We start from the raw sequence: 16,935 nt of genomic DNA on the forward strand, positions 1-16,935 counted from the left end.
CTTCTTCTTTCGTATTTTTGAGGTATGACACAGGAACAAGTTAAATTTATGAGGGACCGCGTTCAGGTCCTGAGGAGGTTTCTTTGACGTCGATAACCGACTATATAAAGTAGAAACTGATCGACAACTATCTTTATCTCCGGGATTCTGGGATGACAATGCCCGGGCTACTTCGGTAATGAAGGAGATTAAAGTGAATGAATATTGGTTGAAATTATTCAAACAGTTGGATAATGCTGTGGAAGATTTTGCCTTGCTGTTTGACTTCTGGAAATCCGGTGATGCATCTGAAGAAGAAACCAAAGTTGCTTTTCAGGAAGCGATTTCTAAAATTGAAGAAGCCGAATTCAAAAGTACATTGAACAAGCCGGAAGATGAATTGCCGGCTGTGCTCCAGATTAATCCCGGTGCAGGTGGAACAGAAAGCCAGGACTGGGCCGAAATGTTGCTGAGAATGTATCGAATGTATGGTGAGAAGCAAGGCTGGAAAGTTACGGAACTTGATTTTCAGGAAGGAGATGGGGCTGGAATAAAGAGTGCCACTTTACAATTTGATGGAGATTTTGCTTATGGCTTTTTAAAAGCAGAAAGCGGGGTGCATAGATTAGTGAGAATTTCACCCTTTGATAGCAATGCCAGAAGACATACTTCTTTTGCGTCGGTCTTTGTTTATCCTTTAATTGATGATAGCATTGAAATTAATGTAAATGCAGGAGATCTGGAATGGGCTTTTTACCGAAGTGGCGGCAGTGGCGGTCAGAATGTAAACAAAGTAGAAACAGCGGTAAGGTTAAAGCATATTCCTAGTGGTATCATTGTAGAATGTCAGCAGGCAAGAACGCAGGGCGAGAACAGGGAACTGGCTATGAAGATGTTAAAGAGCCGCTTGTACGAAGAAGAGCTTAGGAAAAGACAGGAGGCAATTGATGCGACCAACGCAGGCAAGAAAAAAATTGAATGGGGTAGTCAGATACGTTCTTATGTTTTTCATCCTTATAAAATGATAAAGGATCATCGTACTGATTATGAAGTAGGAAATATCGGGCCGGTGATGGATGGGGAAATAGATGGATTTATTAAGGCCTATTTAATGATGCAACAAGAAAACAGTTAATAGATACAATGGCACTTGAACTGGAACACCCTGATTTGTTTGAACAATTTGAACGATTGATTCAAGTGGATGATCCACTTGAGATCAGGGAGTTTTTGAATGATCAGAACATCAGTGATGTTGCCGATTTAATTAATGAATATCCGCAATACGAAGCAAGAATTATTGCGAATATGGCTGTTCACAGGGCTGCCAGTGTCTTTAAAATTCTGGATATAGCACAACAGAAGGACATTGTTAAGGAACTACCTTCTGCAAAAACAGCTGAACTGCTGAATGAATTGCCTGCGGATGACCGTACCGACTTTCTTGAGGAACTACCAAAAGCAGCTATCAGAGATCTTATCAAATTGTTAGATCCCGAAGAGCGAAGAGTAACTTTATCCCTTTTAGGTTATCCGGAAGATAGCGTGGGTAGATTAATGACCCCCGATTACGTATATGTGTACCAGCATAACACAATGGATGAAGTGTTTGCTACCATTCGTAAATACGCAAGAAACAGTGAGACCATCGATGTAATTTATGTGATTAATGAACATGGTCAGTTGGTAGATGATGTGAGAATAAGAGATATTATCCTGGCTGCGCCTGATAAAAGAATTGAAGATGTAATTGACGGAAGAGTTGTTTCTTTAAAAGTAAACGACGACCAGGAAAATGCCAGTCAGGTATTTAAAATGAATAACCGGGTGGCTTTGCCAGTAGTGGACGAAAATAATATTCTACTGGGAATTGTAACCATTGATGATATGCTTTGGGTAGCGAATGAAGAATTCAGTGAAGATATGCAGAAGATGGGAGGTACTGAAGCGCTGAATGAGCCCTATCTGGATATTCCCTTGTTAAAACTTTTCAGGAAAAGAGTTGGATGGTTAATCATTTTATTCATTGGCGAATTATTAACTGCCACTGCTATGGGGCATTTTGAAGATGAAATTGCCAAGGCACTGGTTTTGGCTCTTTTTGTTCCATTGATTATTTCAAGCGGGGGCAACAGCGGGTCTCAGGCATCCACACTGATTATACAGGCTATGGCTGTTGGAGAAATCCATTTGTCAGACTGGTGGAGGGTTCTGAAAAGAGAAATCATCAGTGGAATACTATTAGGGACGGTTTTAGGCATACTTGGATTTTTAAGAGTGGGTATCTGGCACTCAATCATGCCAGAAATATATGGTCCTCACTGGGCAATGATTGGAGCAACGGTGGGCTTTTCACTGATTGGAGTGGTACTTTGGGGAACATTAACCGGATCAATGTTGCCTATTCTTCTGAAGAAATTGGGTGCCGATCCGGCAGTGTCTTCAGCTCCGTTCGTAGCTACTTTGGTAGATGTAACCGGGCTGATTATTTATTTTAGTTTCGCTTATTTATTTTTGCAAGGGTTACTATTATAAATTCTCCCTTGTTTTTATTAAGTTGAGGAATCATTCAAACAATATGAAGAAGATTCCGATTTGTCTTTTGCTATTACTTTTCTCTGATTTCTTATCTGCGCAGTCTGTAATTATACCTGCATTTACTGGCTATGCTGTACCTGCAGAATCCGATGAACAGTTGTTATTTACAGAGAAAAATGGTCTTCGGGGCTGGACGGATACCAAACAAAGTATTCACTGGTTTTTTAAGGTAAAGCAAACGGGAGAACTTGAGTTGAGTTTTAATACCAAGGCAATAAATGCCGGTTCAGATATAATAGTTTCCCTTGCAGGAAAACAGTTTCCTGTAAAATTAATTAGTAGTGTTGCACCAAAAAAGACACGGATTGGTAAAGTTTTGATTGCAGATACCGGGTTTTACCAGATAACCATTACCTGCATTAAAAAAGCAGGTAAGCATATTGCCAACATTCAATCTCTTGAATTATCGGGGAAGCCCACTGAAGGCATTCACTTTAATCCGGTAGCAAGACGAAATGCTGCATCTGTCCATTTAAGGTATCCCACAGAAGATTCAGCCAAAGTGATTGGATTTTATAACGAGTTAACTGTTCCTGAAGGAAATGATCCCTTGTATAGTTACTATATGGCATGTGGCTTTAAAAGAGGATACTTTGGAATGCAGGTAAACAGCCCTTCTGAAAGAAGAATTATATTTTCAGTTTGGGATGCAGGTAATGAAGCAATTGATCCCAAAAAAGTTCCTGATTCCAACAAAGTAAAATTATTGGGGAAGGGCGATGGTGTTGTTGCCAATGAATTTGGTAATGAAGGAACAGGGGGGCATAGTCATTTTGTTTATCCCTGGAAACCGGGAGAGAAGTATCAGTTTCTGGTTACTGCATTAACCGACTCTGCTAAGGCTAATACCATTTACAGTGGTTACTTTTTTATGCCGGAAACCAATCGTTGGAAACTGATAGCCAGTTTCAGTGCACCAAAGGATGGGAATTATCTGTCGAATTTGTATTCCTTCAGTGAAAATTTCTGGGGAGTTAATGGTCAGCTGGAAAGAAAAGTATACATGGGCAATCAATGGATACAAAAAGCAAATGGCAGATGGGAAGAAATACTGACCAGTAAATTTTCTTATGACGCAACGGGCAGAGCAGGACATCGGATAGATTATGGAGCAGGGGCAGAAGGCAAACAGTTTTATTTATCACATGGGGGATTTAAGCCGTCGAATATTGCTTACGGCAATACCATTTTCAGGCAGGCATCAGGTGCAAGACCGCAGGTTGATTTAAATAGAAATCATGATTCACTAGCACAGGCTTTATTGGATCTTGCCCTAATTAAGGATGCTGCTGGCAAAAAAGAGATAGATACCACTGGAAGTATTTCAGATATATATTACCATATTGTGCGTCAGGGAACAGGTAAAAACATTAATGTTACAGATACAGTAACCGTTCATTATAAGGGCAGTTTGCTTTCCAATGGGGCTGTTTTTGATCAGACAAAAGAGAAACCAGCTACATTTCCTTTAAACCGTTTAATCAAAGGCTGGCAATTGGCGGTGCCCAAAATTAATGTGGGTGGGAAAATCACGCTCTATATTCCTTCAGGGCAAGCATATGGAATTAGAACAAGAAGTAAGGATATTCCAGTAAACAGTATCCTTGTTTTTGATATAGAAGTGCTGGAAGCACGATAAATTCTTTAACTTAACAACTCATTTTATCCATTCTTATTTTATGAAAAAACTAATTGTCGGATTATGTATGCTGGCTCAGTTCAATGTGTTGGATGCACAACGCACCAATGCACCAGCAGAATCAGTTACTGCAAATACGCAGGCCAATCCTGCGGGCGTTACTGTGGTAACTACCCGTCACTCCATGATGATTGCTGGTAAGAAAATAGATTATTCGGCGCATACGGGGTACCTGCATTTGAAAAATGATACGGGCAAGCTGATTGCAAAAGTTTTTTTTACTTATTATCAAAAACAGGGCGATGATGTGGCAAAGCGTCCAGTGACCTTTACTTTTAACGGTGGGCCAGGATCTTCTTCCGTATGGTTGCATATGGGAGGCTTGGGTCCCAAAAGAGTTCAGTTTAATGAAGATGGTTTTTCAGAGGGGCCGCCCTACACTTTTGTAAACAATGAATACTGCTGGCTCGATAAAACGGATTTAGTTTTTATTGATCCGGTTTCTACAGGTTATAGCAGACCCGCTCCCGGTGAGAATCCAAAGCAGTTTCATGGATTTAATGAAGACATCACAGCCATGGGTTCATTTATCCGTCACTTTTTATCCAGGTATGAAAGATGGGGTTCTCCCAAATACCTTGCGGGTGAAAGTTATGGCACCACCCGTGCAGCAGGACTTTCCAAGTTCTTGCAAGACAGACACCGGATATATCTGAACGGAATATTCATGATTTCAGCCGTACTGAATTTCGGTACCAATGATTATTATGTAGGAAACGATTTACCCAGAGCATTGTATATTCCCTCATATACGGCAGCTGCCTGGTACCACAAGAAACTGGCACCTGCTTTACAGGCCAATTTAGAGAATGCCTTAAAAGAAGCAGAAGCTTTTGCAATAGGACCTTATGCATCAGCGCTTATAAAAGGAGGTTGGCTCAGTGAATCTGAAAAGAACGCTATTGCAGAAAAAATGAGTTATTACACAGGCCTTTCAAAAGAGTACTGCTTACAGTCTAATTTAAGAGTAGAAGAAAGCAGGTTCTATAAAGAGCTAAGAAGAAAAGACGGATTGACTATTGGCAGGCTGGATGCCAGATTCACTGGCCGTGATTTGGATGATGCCGGTGAAGTGAACAGTTTTGATCCCTCCTTTGCAAATATAGACGGACCGTTCACAGCAACCATGAACGATTATTTTCAGCGTGAATTGAATTTTAAAGAAGAAAATGGCTACAATATTTTCGGAGATGTGTATCCCTGGAATTACAGTAATGTTCAAAATCAATTTTTAAATGTTGCAGAAAGTCTTCGTGACGCAATGAGTAAGAATCCGGATTTAAAAGTATATATGGGAGCCGGTTATTACGATTTTGCCACCCCGTATTTTACTGCCAAATACGATATTGAGCATATGTTTTTAAGACCTGAACAAAGAAAGAATATTCAGTTCTATTTCTATGAATCGGGACATATGTACTATATTCACAAACCGTCACTGGTACAATTTAAAAAAGACGTAGATGCATTCTTCGAATTCAGTAGAGGGAAATGAGGCTGTTCGCAACTGTTTAATTGCCATTGCTTACAACAACGACCAAGCCGCGTATCGAACACTTTTTATTGCATTACACTCAAAACTTAAGCAATTTGCCTATTCAATCGTTAGATCCGAGGAGGAGGCTGAAGATATAGTATCGGATTTGTTCATGATTATCCTTCAACGAAAAGAACAATTGTGTCAACTGGAATCTCCTTTATTTTATTTTTATGCAACAGTCAGGAACATGTCGCTGAATTTGCTTAAAAAACAGAAACGTCGGGCAGGTCTGTCTATGGATGATTGGCAAGTACAATTAAACAGCATTTATTTTAGGCCAGATTTATTGATGATAACCGAGGATATGGTTTTGAAAATTAAAATGGCAATCAATACCCTTCCCAATCGTTGCAGGTTAATTTTTAAATTGACGAAAGAAGACGGGTTAAAATATAAAGAAGTAGCTGAATTGTTGAATATTTCTGTAAAAACTGTTGAAGCGCAAATGGCAATCGCCATGAGAAGAATGGCTCAATGTATGCCTCTCGATTTGCAGTCGCATCCGGTTTTTGAAAAAAGACTAAAAAATAAATAGAATCTTTTAGGGGTAAATAGTCCGCTCAGTTGTTATACTTTTTGAACTAACGATAACAATGAGCCAAGAAAGATTTTGGGTATTAGTGGCCAAAAAGATTGCCAACGAAGCAAATGAGCAAGAGCTGATTGAGCTCAACAAGCTCTTGCAAGATCACCCCGAATGGCAGTTTGCCATTCAAAATCTTGAAAGTATCTGGCAAATTCCTACGCCTCTGAAATCGAATGAAGCGGAAGACGCTTTCCTGTTGCACTTAAACAGATGTGCAGATCACCAGTCTTTCAATTCACAAGAATTAGAAGCCATTGCAATAGCTCCTAAACCATTTTTCCCTAAATGGGTTTATTATGCAGCTGCATCTGTCATTCTTTTTATAGGGTTAGCATACTATATTACACAAGAGACTGCCCCCAAAACCTTAGCTAAAATACAACCTGAGTCTAACGAAATTTCTACACGGTTAGGTTCTAAATCTCAGGTGAAATTACCTGACGGTTCAATTGTATGGTTAAATAGTGGTAGCAAATTGATTTATCCCAAAGAGTTTGGCAAATCATTGCGCGAAGTAACATTAACCGGAGAAGGCTATTTTGATGTTGTTAAAAACAAGGATGTGCCTTTTATCATCAATACAAAGAGCATACGTATTAAAGTGATGGGTACTGTTTTCAACGTAAAGGCTTATCCTGAGGATAAACAAACTGAAACGAGCCTTATTCAGGGGCGAATTGAAGTTACTATAAAAAACAGGCCTGACGATAAGATTATTTTATCGCCTAATGAAAAATTGATTGTAGAAAATGCAATTATTGAAAACCCTAATAGGCAAAAGAATGTTGATTTGCTACCAGCTGTTTCAATCAATAAATTAAAATTTATTACTCCTGATAGTACGGTCGCTGAAAATCAATGGGTTGAAAATAAATTGGTTTTTAGAGATGAAACATTCGAAGAGTTGGCATTGATGATGGAAAGATGGTATAATGTGAAATTAGATATTCAAACAGAAACATTAAAGTCGACAAGAATGAATGGGAATTTTGAAAAAGAAACAATTGACCAGGCAATTGAAGCTTTAAAACTAATTATACCGTTTAAAACGATTCAAAAAGGGAATACGATTATTATTTACCAATAAAAAACAGCTGCCATATGAGATTCAAAATAAATTCAACTTAAATAAAGGCGAAGTTCCGTTGGCGCGGAACTCCGCCAGGATTAGAAATCAACAAATTGTGCTATCTGAATGACATTCATAACCCTTTCAATCTGAAAATATGAAAAATTTTGAAACACCTGTTGTTTCACATAAAGATCTTTTGATAAAAAAGCTTGCCCGCATTATGAAAATTACTACTGCTTTACTGCTGCTTGTATGTATGCAAGTTTCAGCAATCGGCTTTTCTCAAAGCCGGATCACAATAAAGATGGCTTCGCTTGACCTGAAAAAAGCATTGTTTGAAGTAGAGAAAAAAACTGACTATCGTTTTTATTTGCTGAAGAGGTAGTAAAGGGCAAACCTAAAGTAACCATCAATTTGGTAGATGCAACCTTAGATGAAACACTGAACAAAATATTAGCTAATACCGGTATTAATTATAAAATTTTAGGGACCAACCTAGTTGTCTTGAAGCTATCTGGCGTAGACAATAAAGAGTTGGCTGAAATTGTTGTAAAAGGAAGAATAACCTCTACAACAGGAGAGCCTTTGGCTGGTGCTTCCGTACAGGTCAAGGGTACTAAAGTGGGAACAACCACGGATAATACCGGCGCATTTAGTATTACAGTTGCTGATGAGGATGCAAAGTTGATTGTAACATCCGTAGGGTATGAGCAACAAGAAATTTCAGTAACTGGTAAAAGAGATATTAATATTCAACTAACTGCAGCAGTTAATAATTTAGAACAAGTGGTAGTTACCGGATATGGTACTCAAAAGAAAAGAGATTTAACAGGTTCTGTTACTACTATCAAAGGGGAGGAGTTGGCCAAAATGCCTAACACCAATCCAATTAGTTCTTTGCAAGGAAGAGTTGCTGGTTTAACGGTTGCTAATTCAGGTGTTGCGGGCGCAAGTCCAGTAGTAAGAATAAGAGGAGTAAATAGTACTAATAGCGCCAGCCCGGTTTACGTTGTTGATGGCATTTTACAAGACAATATTGATTTCTTGAATCCAGCTGATATTGAAACGATTGACATTTTAAGAGATCCTTCCTCAATTGCGATTTACGGATTAAGAGGCGCCAATGGTGTCATTGCTATTACTTCTAAAAAAGCAGCTAGGGGGCAAACTAGAATTAATTTCCAAAGCACAGTTGGTTTTCAAAAAGTTACTGATAAAATTAAAGTGACTGACGCGGCTGGATTTAAAAAATTGTATGATGCTCAATTGGCAAATATTAATGCAGCTCCATTTGACTATAGTAATTATACAGCGAATACTAACTGGCAGAACGAAATTTTGCAAAATGCATTATTAACCACTAACAATTTAAGTGTATCAAATAACTCTGAAAAGAGTAGTACTTATTTGAACGTTGGATATAATAAGCAAGATGGGGTAGTTAAGTTTAACAGCTACGAGAAGTTTATGATTCGTTTGAATCAGGAAATTAGGTTTAACAGTAATATTAAAGTAGGCGGTGAAATCAATGCTTTTCATTGGATTCAAAACCCTGCTGCTGTTAGTTTAACAAATGCATTATGGGCGGCACCAATTGTACCCATTCAACAAAATGCTACCACTTATTATAGTATGCCTTCTTTTCAGAGAGCGCAGGTTGGAAATCCCATTGCTGCTTTAAACCGGAATAACGGAACCGATATTAATAAAGGATTTCGGTTTATTGGGTCATTGTTTGCAGAAGTCAAATTTTTGAAAGACTTTACCCTGAAGTCTTCCTTTTTTGCTGATTTAGGCTTTAATAATTCTAGATCTTATACACCCCTGCCATTTACATTTATTAATTTAGGTGAAGGCACTGCACCTACTTCTACTTTCTTTGATAATACGATTAGAACAGGTGTAAGTCAGGAAATGGCCGAGTTTAAAAGATACCAGCAAGATCATACATTAACCTATGACAAACGCTTGGGAGATAGCCACAAACTAACTGCTCTAGTAGGGTTCACTTCAATTTATAGTATTAGTACAAATATTAATGGTAACAGAAGAGATACATCTGTGAACGTACCTAATAATCCAGACTTCTGGTACCTAAGTACTATCAATGCCAATAACCCGGGTCTCTATGGTGGAGGTGGAGGCGAAAGCGCCATTATGGGCTTGTTTGGAAGATTAAGTTATGCGTACCAAAATAAGTACTTAGTAAATGCCACTTTAAGAAGAGATGGTAGTTCCAAATTTGCTCCGCAAAACAGGTGGGGTACATTTGGATCAGTGGGTTTAGGATGGATTGCTTCTGAGGAATCCTTTATTAGAAAATTCAATTTTATTAATTTCTTAAAATTAAGAGCAGCATGGGGCGAAACTGGTAATGCAAATGGCTTTGCAGATAATCTATTCCGACCAGGTATTTCAAATGCCTCTACTGCAATTTTTGGTAATAATGTTTATACGGCAATACAAGCGGCCTATATTCCTGACCCTAATTTGCGTTGGGAAGTGGTGCGAGGCTTAGATATTGGCTTTGACTTAAAGACATTGCGTAATCGGTTAAATGTTGAATTCACATTCTACAACAGAACAACTTCTGATATTTTAACCGCTGTTACTTTGCCAAATGAAACCAGAAGTTACTTTACCAATTTGGGTAAAATAACCAATCAAGGAATTGAGTTAAGTTTAAATTGGACAGACAAAATCGGAAAGGATATCACTTATTCAATCGCTCCCAATTTCAGTTACAATCGCAATACGGTTAACTCAATTGGAGATAGAATTAACTTTCAGTTATTTGGAAACGGAGGTGCTAACCTAACTGAAACAGGAAAATCCATTGGATATTTCTTTGGTTACAGACAAATAGGCATCTATCAATCCACTGCTGAGTTGGGTAGAATGGCAAGATTCAGCAATTCATTACCTGGCGATATTGCTTATGCAGATATCAATGGAGACGGAGTATTAACACCGGCTGACCGCACCTACTTGGGTACTCCATTCCCTCCTTATAGCTTCGGTTTAAATATCAACTTAGCTTACAAAGGGTTTGATTTTACAATTGAAGGTCAAGGTGTAGCTGGCAATAAAATCTATACCCAGCGAAGAATTGCAAACTTTGCTACCTTAAATTTTGAAGCCAATCGTTTAAATGCTTGGACTGGCGGAGGTACTACTAATGTTGAACCAATTTTAGATAATACTCGGGGTAATAACTTTTTGTTTAGTAGTTATTATTTAGAACCAGGAGATTATTTCAGATTAAGAACTTTACAAATTGGATATACTTTCTCCGATGGTTCACTCAAAAGATTGGGCATTTCAAAAGCCCGTGTTTTTATAAACGGACAAAATATCAAAAGCTGGAGTCAGGTAACCGGATATTCTCCCGAAGCGCAAATTGGCAGCATTCTCGGTGGTGGTGCGGATAACGGTGTATTCCCTGTCCCTGCCGTTTATTCAATGGGTATAAATGTTACATTTTAATTGAACTTTTAAAGCAATTCAACCATGAATAATTTAAATTATAAAAAAAGCATCACTACATGGATGCTACTGCTTTTAACGGTTTCTATTTTTACAGCATGTAAAAAGGATTTTTTGGATACAGCCAGACAAGGTGGATATGACGAAGAAAATTACCCTTATCCTGGGGGGTCAGGCCCATATGATCAATATATATTTGGTGCCTATAATAGCTTACGCGATTATAATGTGCATGTAGACGGTTTTATAAATGCAACAAGTATCAGAAGCGATGACGCAGACAAAGGAAGTACCCCATCTGATGGGGGAGCTGATGTTATTAGTATGGATAATTTTCCAGTATTACCTAATAGTGCCAGAGCAAATGCTTTGTGGGTTGGGTACTATGGCTTAATCAACAGATGCAATAATACCTTATTTCAAATAGGTACAAACAAACAAATTGTAGCAAGTGATGCAATTAAATTACAATCTCAAGCTGAAGTGAGATTCATTCGTGGGTATTCTTATTTCATGTTGACCAGATTGTTTGGAAGAGTTCCAATAATTGATACTTTGTTTGCAGATCCGGCAGCACAAAATAATGTGCCACAAAGTTCAGTGGACCAGATTTATTCTTTTATTGAAAGAGATTTAAGTTTTGCTGCCGCCTATTTGCCTGCATTTTGGGATGCTGTTAAGTTCCCGGGAAGAATCACAAGCGGTGCTGCTAATGGCCTTTTGGCTAAAGTTTATTTAACCCAGCAAAAGTGGGCTCAGGCAATGACCGCTGCTAGTATGGTAATGAATTCTGGTCAATACAATTTAAGTACTCCTTACAATACTATTTTCTCTGAGGAAGGAGAGAATAGTAAGGAATCTGTGTTTGAAGTGCAGGCAAGAGCTGATGCTGTAAATCCAACATCACAGGGCATACAATATACCAATTTGCAGGGTGTAAGAGGCGCCGGCCCATGGGATTTAGGATGGGGTTGGAACTCGCCAAGTGCAGTTTTAGCGGATGCATATGAGCCGAATGATCCTAGAAGAGCAAGAACCATACTGTTTACAAGTACTGCTACCACTCCTGGCATAACCATTTATGGTGAAGTAACTCCAGTTGGATTACCAAATCCAAGATACAACCATAAAGTGCATACTAATCCTGCTACAAGAGCAGCTGTTGGAAACCGTTTTGGATGGTGGAATAATGTTCGAATTTTAAGATATGCGGATGTTGTATTAATGTATGCAGAAGCAGCCAATGAAGTTGGGGGAACCAATAATATTACAGAAGCAAGAAATGCATTGAACAGTGTTCGTTTTAGGGCAAGAGCAGGGAATAATTCCATATTGCCAGATGTTACCACTACCGATCAGGCATTACTAAGAGAAGCAATCCGAAGAGAACGTAGAGTTGAATTGGCAATGGAGCATGATCGGTTTTTCGATATTGTTAGATGGGGAATTTCACAGTCAGTTATGAATGCTGCAGGCAAGTCTAATTTCAATGCTGCTAGAGATGTTTTATTACCCATCCCACAAACCCAAATTGACTTAACTGCCGGTGTTTTAAAGCAAAATCCTGGTTATTAATTGATTTTTTAAATTATTTAATATGCAATTCAGTATAAATAAATTGAGCTTATCGCTGTATAGCTTCTTGGCACTATGTTTTTTGGTGTCATGTAAAAAAGATGGTAATCCCAATAATTTACCTTCTGTTTCAACTGCAGATTATGTTGGTAAAATTGATGGTTTTACCTCATCGGATGAAGTCTTTCCTGAAAGTTTAGTGGCTTACTGGCCTTTTGATAATTCTACAAACGAAGTTAAATCAAATACAGCACCAGGTACTTCATTAAACAATAGTTATGTAGCAAGTGGAATTAAAGGTCAAGCATTAAGGTTGAATAATGGGTTCTTATATTACCCAACACAGTTCAATGCTTTTAAAACAGATGTGTTTAAGAGTTTTGCAATCAGTACCTGGATACAAATTTCAAACAATGGTTCAAAGAGAACTATGCTGTTTCAGTTAACCAGACCAGGCATTTTTAATGGTAGTCTTAATTTTTCTTTGAATACTAATTCTTTTCCTGCTAGTAATGTAACCGATTTAAAAGTACAGCCAACATTTGTAACTGTCGGGGGAGGCACGCAGGACAATATCAATACTTTGAGAGATGCCCCTGGATCGGTTAACTATATGCCTTATATCACTCCTCCAATTGGTCCTGATAAATGGGTGCATTTGGCATTGAATTACAATGCGAGCAATGGCTTCTTTGATATTTGGATTAATGGAAGAAGAGCAGGCGCTTTCCCCAGTCGTGGCACTGGAAATAACAATTTTAGGGCAGCTGAGCCAAGTGAAGTTATCATTGGTGGCAACTATAATGTGATTCCTGGTAAATCAGTCAGCTCCGATGTTAGCTTTGGAGCAATGACAGGAGTGATGGATGAATTGAGAGTCTATAATATTGCATTGCCAGACGCGCATATACGCGCCTTGTATAATTTGGGATTAGCTGGCAAATAATTGATTGGATTCTTTTTAGGTTGAATACTGGGTTTATTGACAAATGCCCGCCTTCGGGCGGGTATTTTTAATACATTAATTTTAAATATGAAATACTTTATATCAATTTTAAGTTGTTGGTTGGTTTTGGGGACAAATGCGCAAAAGACTTTGCCAAAGTTTCCTCCGATTCCAACAGAAGATACAGCACTTTTTCGAAAGGTTCAAGAAGCAACTTTTCAATATTTCTGGAATGGAGCGGAACCTAATAGTGGTTTAGCAAGAGAACGGGTTCATTTAGATAATATATATCCACAGAACGACCAAAATGTAGTAACAAGTGGTGGTGGGGGCTTTGGAGTTATGGCTATTTTAGTAGGTATTGAAAGAGGCTTTATTAAAAGAGAGGAAGGTGTAATGCGCCTGGAAACTATCTTACATTTTTTGGAAACAGCAGATCGGTTTCATGGAGTATGGCCGCATTGGTGGGATGGAACAACCGGGAAAGTAAAACCATTCAGCAGGTATGATGATGGCGGCGATTTGGTTGAAACTTCATTTATGTTACAGGGATTGTTGTGTGTAAGGCAGTATTTTAAAAATGGGAACAAACAGGAAAAATCAATTGCTGCGAGAGCTGATCAGCTATGGAAAGAAGTTGACTTTAATTATTATCGGAATCAACAAAATGTTTTGTACTGGCATTGGAGCCCTAATCATGCCTGGAAAATGAATTTCCCTGTAAAAGGATACAATGAATGCTTAATCATGTATATTCTTGCGGCTTCTTCACCCACTAATCCGGTGCCTGCAGAAGTATATCATGAAGGATGGGCTATGAATGGCAAAATCAAAGAAACAAAAACATCTTATGCATTGTCTTTAGATTTAAAACATCAGGGAAATCCACCAAATGGGGGGCCGCTCTTCTGGGCGCATTATTCCTATTTGGGACTTGATCCCAGGGGTTTGAAAGATCAATATGCAAATTATTGGAATGAGACTGTAAATCATGCTAAAATTAATTACACATGGTGTGTAGAGAACAGTGGAGGATTTAAAGGGTATGGATCTAATAATTGGGGTCTTACCTCTAGTTATTCAATAAATGGATATGCCGGACATGCTCCCAGCAAAGAGCGTGATCTAGGTGTTATTTCACCAACTGCAGCCTTATCCTCATTCCCATATACACCAAAGGAATCTATGGCAGCAATGAAATATTGGTATAATGATTTAGGTTCTAAGGTCTGGGGTAAATATGGATTTTATGACGCATTTAGTATCCATCATAATTGGTTTCAACCTCGTTATCTTGCCATTGATCAGGGCCCTATTGTTGTAATGATGGAAAATTACCGTTCAGGTTTTATATGGAAATTATTTATGAGTAGTCCAGATGTACAAGCAGGGTTAAAAAAATTAGGATTTACGAGTCCGTATTTAAAATAATTATATGAAATATTTATGCTTCACTTTCTTGGGTTGTCTTTGTTTATTGCAAATGCAGGCTCAAACAACCATAAAGGCAATGTCGTTTAATATTCGCTTAGATGCCGCTTCCGATGGCGAAAACAGATGGGAACTCAGAAAGAACCGAGTATCTGGTTTAATGCAATACCATGAGCCTGATTTCATAGGAACCCAAGAAGTGTTACATCATCAACTTATGTATTTGGATAGCAGTTTATCTAACTATAGTTATATTGGAGTAGGGAGAGACGACGGAAAAACGCAGGGAGAATATTCTTGTATCTTTTACAATACTGATAAATACATACCTGTTAACCAGTCAACATTTTGGTTGGCACCTAAATCCGACTCTGTTTCTATGGGATGGGATGCTGTTTGCAATCGCGTATGTACTTATGGTCTTTTTAAAAATAAAAAGACCAAGCAACTCGTATGGGTATTCAATACGCACTTTGATCATGTAGGTAAAACAGCCAGAATAGAATCGGCGAAACTGATCTTACAAAAAATTAAAGTTTAAATACTAAAAACGAACCAGTAATTCTATTAGGGGATTTCAACTTAAGGTCAACCGAAGAACCTATTCAAAGAATTGCCAGTGAAATGCAAAATGCAAGAGAAATAAGTAAACTGGTTTATGGTAATATTGATACCTGGAACGCATTTAAGTTTTTATCAAAACCCAATGGAGGTATTGATTATGTCTTTGTTAATAAGCATCCTAAAATTATAGTGGATAAATTTGCAACTATTACGGATTCATATGATATGAAATATCCTTCAGATCATTTTCCAGTAATGGCAACTTTAACCATTTTAAAATAATTTAATGAAATATTGTTATCGTATACTTGCTTTTGTTTGTTCAATATGGTGTAGTTCATTTATATGTCAAGCACAACCATTTATCAAGGAAATTAATGCCTTTAAGCAGGCTGATAGTTTAAACATGCCGCCTCAAAACGCCATTCTTTTTGCTGGCAGCTCCACTTTCAGACTTTGGCATAACATTAAAGATGATTTTAAAGATTTTACAATAATCAACAGAGGATTTGGGGGATCTGCTTTGCCTGATGTTATCAGATATACTGAAGAAATATTATTTCCCTACCAACCGAAGCAGGTGGTTATTTATTGCGGCGAAAACGACTTTGCTATTGATAAGTTTTTGCCTGTTGATAGTGTAGTTAATCGTTTTTCAACATTGTTTGGAATGATTCGGAAACGGTTGCCAAACACTCATATCAGTTTTGTAAGCATGAAGCCAAGCCCATCGAGGTGGCATTTAAAGGAAAAAATGCTACAGGCCAATAAGTCTATCAGCGAATTCCTAGGGAGTAAGCATAATACATCTTATATAGATATCTGGAGTGCTATGTTGAATGAATCCGGCTTGCCCAGACCCGAAATATTCCTTAAGGACAGTTTGCACATGAATGGGATGGGGTATATTATATGGAAACATAAAATATTGCCGAAATTGTTAAATTAATACATAAAATAAATTGTAATTTCGATGTAATCCTAATCAAGAACCATTCAACATGCTAATTGATACAGATACATTACTTGCCTATGGAGCTACTCCAAAAAAATGGCATAAAGGAGAACTGATTTTTGCTCAGGAAAACGAAGCAAGGTACTTTCATCAGATTGATGAAGGGGCTGTTAAAATGACCAGTATCACAAATGATGGTAAAGAGTTTATACAGGGCGTTTTTCATGAAGGACATAGCTTTGGAGAACCTGCTTTATGGTTGCAGAAACCCTATCCTGCCAGTGCCTATGCCATTACGGATTCTCTGATTTACAGATTGTCAAGAGATAAATTTTTACATTTATTAGACGATCATCCTCTGTTGTTTAGGCGATTGTTTGAGATATTTGCAGATAGATTATACTGTAAAACCTTAACAGCAAATATGCTCGTGAATAATTCACCCGAAGAAAAATTAATTGCTTTTTACTTAAAATTAAAAACGAGGAAAAATTAAACGAACAG

Annotated in this window: 14 protein-coding genes and 1 pseudogene; all 15 read left to right on the forward strand. The window is 38.0% G+C overall.

Translation table 11 applies throughout. From position 1 onward, the window contains the following. Positions 1 to 24 precede the first annotated feature (24 nt). The 15 genes and pseudogenes from prfB (at position 25) to F777_RS16225 (ending at position 16,927) form a co-directional block, all read left to right on the forward strand. Positions 25 to 1,114 (forward strand): peptide chain release factor 2 gene (gene prfB, locus F777_RS0108400; protein ID WP_201767586.1). Its coding sequence is split into 2 segments (ribosomal slippage): positions 25 to 84 and positions 86 to 1,114, totalling 1,089 coding nucleotides; the frame shifts between segments, so codons are not numbered across the junction. 8 nt (positions 1,115 to 1,122) lie between these two features. After that, a complete protein-coding gene (gene mgtE / locus F777_RS0108405) occupies positions 1,123 to 2,514 on the forward strand; it encodes a magnesium transporter (protein WP_026751650.1) in 1,392 nt (463 codons plus the stop codon). Positions 2,515 to 2,557: 43 nt separating this feature from the next. Continuing rightward, positions 2,558 to 4,216 (forward strand): DUF3472 domain-containing protein, encoded by a 1,659-nt coding sequence (locus F777_RS17265; RefSeq protein WP_051408515.1) that lies wholly within the window; start codon positions 2,558 to 2,560, stop codon positions 4,214 to 4,216. A gap of 40 nt (positions 4,217 to 4,256) precedes the next feature. Further along, positions 4,257 to 5,771: a S10 family peptidase gene (locus F777_RS0108415; protein WP_026751651.1), complete on the forward strand. Its 1,515-nt coding sequence runs from the start codon at positions 4,257 to 4,259 to the stop codon at positions 5,769 to 5,771. Continuing rightward, positions 5,740 to 6,351: an RNA polymerase sigma-70 factor gene (locus tag F777_RS16215; protein ID WP_051408516.1), complete on the forward strand. Its 612-nt coding sequence runs from the start codon at positions 5,740 to 5,742 to the stop codon at positions 6,349 to 6,351. The genes F777_RS0108415 and F777_RS16215 overlap by 32 nt, the downstream gene beginning before the upstream one ends. A 58-nt stretch (positions 6,352 to 6,409) precedes the next feature. After that, on the forward strand, positions 6,410 to 7,489 hold the full coding sequence (locus F777_RS0108425; RefSeq protein WP_026751652.1) for a FecR family protein: 1,080 nt from the start codon (positions 6,410 to 6,412) through the stop codon (positions 7,487 to 7,489). A 139-nt stretch (positions 7,490 to 7,628) separates the two neighbouring features. Then, a complete protein-coding gene (locus F777_RS0108430) occupies positions 7,629 to 7,859 on the forward strand; it encodes a hypothetical protein (protein ID WP_026751653.1) in 231 nt (76 codons plus the stop codon). Positions 7,860 to 7,888: 29 nt separating this feature from the next. Continuing rightward, complete coding sequence (locus F777_RS0108435; RefSeq protein WP_071790318.1) at positions 7,889 to 10,960, forward strand: SusC/RagA family TonB-linked outer membrane protein; 3,072 nt, start codon at positions 7,889 to 7,891, stop codon at positions 10,958 to 10,960. A 24-nt stretch (positions 10,961 to 10,984) separates the two neighbouring features. After that, on the forward strand, positions 10,985 to 12,535 hold the full coding sequence (locus F777_RS0108440) for a RagB/SusD family nutrient uptake outer membrane protein (RefSeq protein WP_037369269.1): 1,551 nt from the start codon (positions 10,985 to 10,987) through the stop codon (positions 12,533 to 12,535). A gap of 22 nt (positions 12,536 to 12,557) precedes the next feature. Beyond that, entirely contained in the window at positions 12,558 to 13,481 is a 924-nt protein-coding gene (locus F777_RS0108445) for a LamG-like jellyroll fold domain-containing protein (RefSeq protein WP_026751656.1), read from the forward strand. 87 nt (positions 13,482 to 13,568) lie between these two features. Beyond that, positions 13,569 to 14,912, forward strand: coding sequence for a glucoamylase family protein (locus F777_RS0108450; protein WP_026751657.1), 1,344 nt, complete (start codon positions 13,569 to 13,571; stop codon positions 14,910 to 14,912). 4 nt (positions 14,913 to 14,916) lie between these two features. Then, a complete protein-coding gene (locus F777_RS17790) occupies positions 14,917 to 15,453 on the forward strand; it encodes an endonuclease/exonuclease/phosphatase family protein (protein WP_152530893.1) in 537 nt (178 codons plus the stop codon). A 14-nt stretch (positions 15,454 to 15,467) separates the two neighbouring features. After that, positions 15,468 to 15,758 (forward strand): annotated as a pseudogene (locus F777_RS17795) (endonuclease/exonuclease/phosphatase family protein); the annotation flags it as partial. Between the two features lie 4 nt (positions 15,759 to 15,762). Beyond that, the gene (locus F777_RS0108460) at positions 15,763 to 16,425 is read left to right on the forward strand and encodes a GDSL-type esterase/lipase family protein (protein ID WP_026751658.1); all 663 of its coding nucleotides are present in this window, start codon (positions 15,763 to 15,765) and stop codon (positions 16,423 to 16,425) included. Positions 16,426 to 16,477: 52 nt separating this feature from the next. Beyond that, positions 16,478 to 16,927 carry a Crp/Fnr family transcriptional regulator gene (locus tag F777_RS16225; protein WP_051408519.1) on the forward strand — a complete coding sequence of 150 codons (450 nt, stop codon included), beginning with the start codon at positions 16,478 to 16,480 and terminating at the stop codon, positions 16,925 to 16,927. Positions 16,928 to 16,935 lie beyond the last annotated feature (8 nt).

This window comes from Sediminibacterium sp. C3 (genome assembly GCF_000508085.1).
Lineage (GTDB): Bacteria > Bacteroidota > Bacteroidia > Chitinophagales > Chitinophagaceae > Sediminibacterium.

Excerpts from the sequence above, each read along its gene's own strand:
- mgtE (WP_026751650.1), top strand. The coding sequence starts at position 1,123 with ATGGCACTTGAACTGGAACACCCTGATTTGTTTGAACAATTTGAACGA.
- F777_RS17265 (WP_051408515.1), top strand. The coding sequence starts at position 2,558 with ATGAAGAAGATTCCGATTTGTCTTTTGCTATTACTTTTCTCTGATTTC.
- F777_RS0108415 (WP_026751651.1), top strand. The coding sequence starts at position 4,257 with ATGAAAAAACTAATTGTCGGATTATGTATGCTGGCTCAGTTCAATGTG.
- F777_RS16215 (WP_051408516.1), top strand. The coding sequence starts at position 5,740 with ATGCATTCTTCGAATTCAGTAGAGGGAAATGAGGCTGTTCGCAACTGT.
- F777_RS0108425 (WP_026751652.1), top strand. The coding sequence starts at position 6,410 with ATGAGCCAAGAAAGATTTTGGGTATTAGTGGCCAAAAAGATTGCCAAC.
- F777_RS0108430 (WP_026751653.1), top strand. The coding sequence starts at position 7,629 with ATGAAAAATTTTGAAACACCTGTTGTTTCACATAAAGATCTTTTGATA.
- F777_RS0108440 (WP_037369269.1), top strand. The coding sequence starts at position 10,985 with ATGAATAATTTAAATTATAAAAAAAGCATCACTACATGGATGCTACTG.
- F777_RS0108445 (WP_026751656.1), top strand. The coding sequence starts at position 12,558 with ATGCAATTCAGTATAAATAAATTGAGCTTATCGCTGTATAGCTTCTTG.
- F777_RS0108450 (WP_026751657.1), top strand. The coding sequence starts at position 13,569 with ATGAAATACTTTATATCAATTTTAAGTTGTTGGTTGGTTTTGGGGACA.
- F777_RS17790 (WP_152530893.1), top strand. The coding sequence starts at position 14,917 with ATGAAATATTTATGCTTCACTTTCTTGGGTTGTCTTTGTTTATTGCAA.
- F777_RS0108460 (WP_026751658.1), top strand. The coding sequence starts at position 15,763 with ATGAAATATTGTTATCGTATACTTGCTTTTGTTTGTTCAATATGGTGT.
- F777_RS16225 (WP_051408519.1), top strand. The coding sequence starts at position 16,478 with ATGCTAATTGATACAGATACATTACTTGCCTATGGAGCTACTCCAAAA.